Origin of the sequence: Limnovirga soli (assembly GCF_013106755.1) — a bacterium.
Taxonomy (GTDB): Bacteria; Bacteroidota; Bacteroidia; order Chitinophagales; family Chitinophagaceae; genus Limnovirga; species Limnovirga soli.
In genome coordinates this window covers 1-607 of record NZ_WHPF01000045.1, presented here as the reverse complement: position 1 = coordinate 607, position 607 = coordinate 1, and the positions used below count along the sequence as shown (strand labels likewise).

General features: G+C 44.2%; 1 protein-coding gene. It reads left to right on the top strand.

Going from position 1 to position 607, the window contains the following annotated elements; genetic code table 11:
* The coding region (locus tag GD597_RS21695) for a Calx-beta domain-containing protein (RefSeq protein WP_216368662.1) at positions 1 to 607 on the top strand (607 nt) is incomplete at both ends.

Here is a 607-nt window from a genome sequence, read left to right as displayed (position 1 = left end):
TACGGTAACCAATAGTTTAGATTGCGACGATCAAAATGCATCCGTGCACCCTGGCGCAACAGAAATATGCGGCAATGGTATTGACGATAATTGTAACGGACAAATTGATGAAAACTGCACCAGCAATATTCGTTTCACCATAGCTGATAAAGCCAAGCTAGAAGGCAATGGACCGCGCACCATCAGCTTTATTGTTAAGCTAAGCAAAGCATCCACACAAACGGTGCAGGTAAGTTATGCCACACAAAATATCACTGCCCTTGCAGGCCCTGATTATTCGGCAAAAACAGGTACATTAACCTTTGCGCCAGGCGTTAGAAAGCAAACTATCAACATCACCATTAATGGAGATAGAATAGTAGAGCCCGATGAAACCTTCCGCATACTATTAAGTAATCCTGTAAATGCGTCAATGCCCGATGGTGAAGCTATCGGCACCATCATAAACGACGATGCAACAGCAGTGGCAGCAACCGTAGAACCAACTAATACGGCAGCAAAATCTGTAACGGTAACAACAGGGTTAAAAGTATCGCCAAACCCTGCTACTACTACATTGTACGTGCAGTTAACCGGTTACAAAGGCAATGTAACATTGCAGTTGCGC